Annotated in this window: 7 protein-coding genes and 1 pseudogene; 6 read left to right on the forward strand and 2 right to left on the reverse strand. The window is 65.2% G+C overall.

Annotated features, from left to right (window positions below; genetic code table 11):
• The 5 genes from MOV75_RS27380 to MOV75_RS27400 form a co-directional block, all read left to right on the forward strand.
• Positions 1-434, forward strand: a 434-nt coding sequence (locus tag MOV75_RS27380) for a MotA/TolQ/ExbB proton channel family protein (protein ID WP_247006923.1), incomplete at its 5' end; no start/stop codon positions are given.
• Positions 431-1,117: a hypothetical protein gene (locus MOV75_RS27385; protein ID WP_246931042.1), complete on the forward strand. Its 687-nt coding sequence runs from the start codon at positions 431-433 to the stop codon at positions 1,115-1,117. The genes MOV75_RS27380 and MOV75_RS27385, both read left to right, overlap by 4 nt.
• Complete coding sequence (locus MOV75_RS27390; protein ID WP_246931043.1) at positions 1,110-1,715, forward strand: hypothetical protein; 606 nt, start codon at positions 1,110-1,112, stop codon at positions 1,713-1,715. The genes MOV75_RS27385 and MOV75_RS27390 overlap by 8 nt, the downstream gene beginning before the upstream one ends.
• 116 nt (positions 1,716-1,831) lie before the next feature.
• Positions 1,832-2,572, forward strand: a complete 741-nt coding sequence (locus MOV75_RS27395; RefSeq protein ID WP_246931044.1) for a metallophosphoesterase — start codon at positions 1,832-1,834, stop codon at positions 2,570-2,572.
• Positions 2,573-2,577: 5 nt separating this feature from the next.
• On the forward strand, positions 2,578-4,017 hold the full coding sequence (locus MOV75_RS27400; RefSeq protein ID WP_247006924.1) for a bifunctional serine/threonine-protein kinase/universal stress protein: 1,440 nt from the start codon (positions 2,578-2,580) through the stop codon (positions 4,015-4,017).
• A gap of 25 nt (positions 4,018-4,042) precedes the next feature.
• Here the strand turns inward: MOV75_RS27400 and MOV75_RS27405 are convergent, their stop codons facing one another.
• Complete coding sequence (locus MOV75_RS27405; protein WP_247006925.1) at positions 4,043-4,234, reverse strand: hypothetical protein; 192 nt, start codon at positions 4,232-4,234, stop codon at positions 4,043-4,045.
• A 51-nt stretch (positions 4,235-4,285) separates the two neighbouring features.
• Between MOV75_RS27405 and MOV75_RS27410 the strand changes: the two genes are divergently transcribed.
• A complete protein-coding gene (locus tag MOV75_RS27410; protein WP_246931139.1) occupies positions 4,286-4,462 on the forward strand; it encodes a hypothetical protein in 177 nt (58 codons plus the stop codon).
• A gap of 290 nt (positions 4,463-4,752) precedes the next feature.
• Here MOV75_RS27410 and MOV75_RS27415 read toward each other — a convergent pair.
• Positions 4,753-4,899, reverse strand: a pseudogene (locus MOV75_RS27415) (ribulose-phosphate 3-epimerase); the annotation flags it as partial.

Genomic DNA, 4,899 nt, shown 5'->3' on the forward strand with positions numbered 1-4,899 from the left:
TACGCGATCACATCGAGAGCCTGGTGACCAAGGCCGCCGCGCAGGATTACCGGCCGGTCGACCAGACGCTGCTGCTGCGGACGCTCGCCGACCGGCTGCGCGGCTCCAACGGGTTCGGCGCCTTCGTCTCGGACACGCTGATGAAGCTTGGGCTGCTCGGTACCATCGTCGGCTTCATCATCATGCTGGCGCCGATCGCGGGGCTGGACGCCGCCGACAAGGTCGCGATGCGCTCCTCGATGGGGCTGATGAGCGACGGCATGGCCGTCGCGATGTACACGACGCTCGCCGGCCTCGTCGGCTCGATCCTGGTCCGCATCCAGTACTACATGCTGGACGCCGCGACCCAGCGGGTGTTCTCGGATGCGGTGGTGCTGACCGAGACCTATGTGACGCCGGTACTTGAGCGCAAAGGCGCCGGAACCTCGTCATGATGGATGATTTCGGTCTCTATCCGCGCGAGGAGCCGTTCGATCCGCTGGGCGTGATGCTGTTCAAGGCGCTCCAGGTGATCGCGTTTCTCTTCTTCCTGGCGCTGCTCGCGGTCTCCCCGGACGCCAAGGAAGGCAAGATCGACTCCAAGGCCGAGTTCATGATCACGCTGGACTGGCCGGACAGTCACCCCGACGATCTCGACCTGTTCGTGCAGGATCCCGTCGGCAACATCGCCTGGTATCGCCACCGCGAGGCCGGCTTCCTCACCCTCGACCGCGACGACCGGGGCGGCGCCAACGACTTCATCGTCGTCGCCGGCAAGAAGATTGCCTCGCCCATCCGCGAGGAAATTGTCACGGTGCGAGGCATCGTGGCCGGCGAGTACACCGTCAATGTCTCGCATTTCGTGGCGACGACGGGCGAACCTGTCACAGCCAATGTGAAGGTGCAGAAGCTCAATCCAACGGCTCAGGTGGTGTTCGACAACAAGTTCACGCTCGACCATACCGGCGACGAAAAGACCGCGGTGCGCTTCCGGCTCGATGCCGAGGGCAAGGTGATCAACGTGGACCAGCGGCCGAAATCGCTGCTGGAGACGTTCCGCAGCAGTTGGCGCAACGGCGCCGATCTCGACCCGAGGACCGGTGTGAGCAGTAACGCTAAGAGGGTGCGCCGTGACTAGCCTGCAAACGGTCATCCTGACGCTGTCAGTCGCCTACGCCGTCATCGGCGCGCTGCTGCTGATCGTGCTGGTCTACGCGCGCCTGCACTGGTCGCTGAAGGCGATCGCCGTGGTCGTGACCAGCGCCTTTTACGTCGTCAGCTTCACCGAAATGCGCGGGCTGCTCGGCTGGGCCAGCGCCGACCGGCTGCCGGCGACCTTCAAGCTGCTGAAGGCCCGCATCGTCGAGCCGCATTCGCTTCAGGGCGATCCCGGCTCGATCTATCTGTGGGTCGAGCAGCTGGATGAGGACAATCGCCCGAGCGGCATCCCGCGGGCCTTCCGCGTGCCCTACGATGACAGGCTCGCCGACAAGACCCATGCCGCGGAGAACGAGATCGCCCTGGGACATCCGCAAGGCGGCCGCGCCGCCGATTTCGGCGGCGGCGATGGCAGTCTCATCGACATGGTCCGCGAATATGTGACGCCCAAGACGATCATGGAGACGACCGGCGGCGACTCCTCGACCGGCGAGTTCATCGCCCCGCCCGCCGGCGCGCAAGGCGCGGTGTTCACCCCGCTGCCGCCGCCCCGGATGCCCCCGAAGGACGAGCAATAGGCTCTTCAGCATCGTGACAGCGGCGCGCTGGTAAACGGCGCGGCGCTGGCGCATGGTTTTGACCTCCCTCAATTTGGCCTTATCGGCTTTCGATAAGACCTGAGGGTGGAGGGTGCGTGCTCCTAGCTGTTTTTTCTGATATCCACGGCAACCGGCAGGCCTTCGAGGCCTGTCTGAAGGTCGCCCGTGCGAAGGGCGCGGAGCGGTTTGTCCTGCTCGGCGATTTCGTCGGTTATGGCGCAGATCCCGAGTGGGTGGTGGATACCGCGATGGAGCTCGTCGCCCAGGGTGCTGTCGCCGTGCGCGGCAATCACGACCAGGCGGTCAATTCCTCGGCAGAGACCATGAACGCCGAGGCGCAAATCGCGATCGAGTGGACCCGCGGCCGGCTCGACACCGCGCAGCGGCGGTTCCTGGCTGACTTGCCGATGCTGGTAGAGGACAGCGGTCGACTCTTTGTGCATTCGGAAGCCTCTCACCCCCAGCGCTGGCACTATGTCCGCTCGACGGTCGACGCCGCCAAGAGCCTGATTGCGACACCCGCCCATGTCACCTTCTGCGGCCATATCCATCGTCCCGCGCTCTATTCGATGTCGGTGACGGCGAAGATGACGAGCTTCGTGCCGAAGACCGACGTCCCAGTGCAGCTGCTGCGCGGACGGCAATGGCTCGCCGTGCTCGGCTCGGTCGGCCAGCCCCGCGACGGCGATCCGTCGGCAGCCTTCGTCTTGTTCGACACCGAATCCTGCCAGATCACCTATTGCCGCGCGCCCTATGACATCGCGACCGCAGCAAGCAGGATCCGCGACAACGGCCTGCCGCACTGGCTTGCCGACCGCCTGTCGCAGGGGCGCTGACGGCTATGCCGAAATCACTGGTCAAATCCGGCGCGGAGATCGACGGTTACACCATCGGAGAATGCGTTCATGCCGGCGGCATGGCGACGCTGTGGACGGTCACCCATCCCGGCATCGACGTGCCCTTGCTGATGAAGATCCCGAGGGTGTCGGAGGGCGAGGATCCCGCCGCGATCGTCTCCTTCGAGATGGAGATGATGATCCTGCCGCGGCTCGCGGGTCCGCACGTCCCGACCTGTTTCGGCACCGGCGATTTCGCGCGTCAGGCCTATGTCGTGATCGAACGCATCGGCGGCACCACGCTCTACAAGAGGCTGCCCGAGCTGCCGCTGCCGTATGACGAGGCGCGGCAACTCGTCGCCAAGATCGCAACCGCGCTTGCCGATCTCCACCGGCAGAATGTGATTCATCACGACATCAAGCCGAGCAGCATCATGTTCCGCGAGAGCGGCGAGGCGGTGCTGATCGACTACGGCCTGTCGCATCACAACCACCTGCCGGATCTTTTGCAGGAGGAGTTCCGCCTGCCTTACGGCACCGCGCCCTACATGGCACCCGAGCGGCTGTCGGGGGTGCGCGACGATCCGCGCAGCGATCTGTTTTCGCTCGGTGTGCTGCTGTATTTCTTCACCACCGGCGAGCGGCCGTTCGGCGAGGGCGAGACGCTGCGTGCGATGCGGCGCCGGCTGTGGCGCGATCCGTACCCGCCGCGCACGCTCCGCGCCGACTATCCGCCCTGGCTTCAGGAGGTGGTGTTGCGCTGTCTCGAGATCGAGCCGGTGTGGCGCTATCCGACGGCGTCCCAGCTCGCCTTCGATCTCGCCCATCCGGACCAGGTCAAGCTCACCACGCGCTCGGAGCGGATCAAACGCGACTCCCTCGGCGTCGCATGGCGCCGCCGCTTCAACCAGGGCGTCATGGCGCCGCGCGCGAAATCGGATGTCGCCGCCCAAATCGCGTCGAGCCCGATCCTCGCTGTCGCGCTCGACACGGTGGAAGGCGCACCGGAGCTGAACGAGGCGCTACGCGTGACCACCGAGCGCATCCTCGCCACCTTGCCGTCGGCGCGGCTTGCCTGCGTCAACGTGCTCAAGCTGAACCGGATCGCGATCGACCGGACGCTGGACGAGCAGGGATCGAACAAGCATATCGACCGTCTGGTGGCGCTCAGGCATTGGGCGACGCCGCTCAAATTGGACGAGAGCCGGCTGTCGGCTCATGTGCTGGAGGCGGTCGATCCCGCTGCCGCGATCCTGGAATTTGCCGAGGCTAACCAGGTCGACCATGTCATCATCGGCGCGCGGCAGGGCTCGTTTAGACGCATGCTGCTCGGCAGCGTCTCGGCCAAGGTGGCCGCGGAAGCGGCCTGCACCGTCACCGTGGTGCGGCCGCCGCGGATGGCCGGGGAAGTCCGCGAGCCCGATGCAGGCGAAGAGCCGGGATAGGCCGCCTGCCGACTTGAGAAGTGGATTAGGCCGCGTGAGCGGTGTGGGCGACGCGCTTGCGGCGGATCGGCCAGGAGAAATGCGGGCCGGGCTCGCCGTGATCCGCGCTGCCGCCAAAATACTGGATGATCTCGCGGCAAGGCTCGCAATTGAACAGGTTGCGCGAGGCGGATGCCTTGGTCATTTCCTTCAAGCAGTTCGGGCAGTGCGGTTTCATGGGAGGGGTCCGGAAAAGGAAGTCTCAGTGTCGTCGCTGCGAGGAAAACGAATGATCGAGGTCCGAATTGTCGAGCCGGACATCGTCGTCGGGCGCGCCATCGGCACGCTCGAGGCGGCCGAAAAAATAGTCGAGGCCTGGATGCGGGCGGCGCGGGATCCGGCACCTGCGCTTCAGCTGGCGCTTCACGAGTGCGATCTGCATGGCGCTCAGCCCCGGCGACGATGAAGGTGGATGATGCGAGCAGAAGCCACGACCTTCACCGGTCGCGCCACGTAGAAGCTGCGAGCCGCAATCGCCGCATTGAACCCTAACCACAACGCTACGCCAGTCCAAACCAGGGTCGTCGTCATGATGTGCTCCCGTCAAAAGCAAGCAGGAGTCACTTGCGGTGATTTGCGCGAATCAGTGAAGTCCGGATGAGTACGGATCAAGAGTGCAATTTTAGGCGTCGCGCGTTGCAACACCCGTAAAAGCCGCGGGATTTTCCGCCGTCCGGCTGCGCCGCTTGATCCAGTTCAAATCGCTTCGCCGCGGGCCCCTAGCGCAGCGTTGCGGATCGCGGCGATGTTGGTCTTGTAGGCTTCCTGCGTGCCGCCCCTGAACACTGATGTGCCGGCGACGAAGGCGTTGGCGCCCGCCGCGGCGAGCGCGCCCGCAACGTC

The organism is Bradyrhizobium sp. PRIMUS42, from assembly GCF_023006515.1.
GTDB lineage: Bacteria > Pseudomonadota > Alphaproteobacteria > Rhizobiales > Xanthobacteraceae > Bradyrhizobium.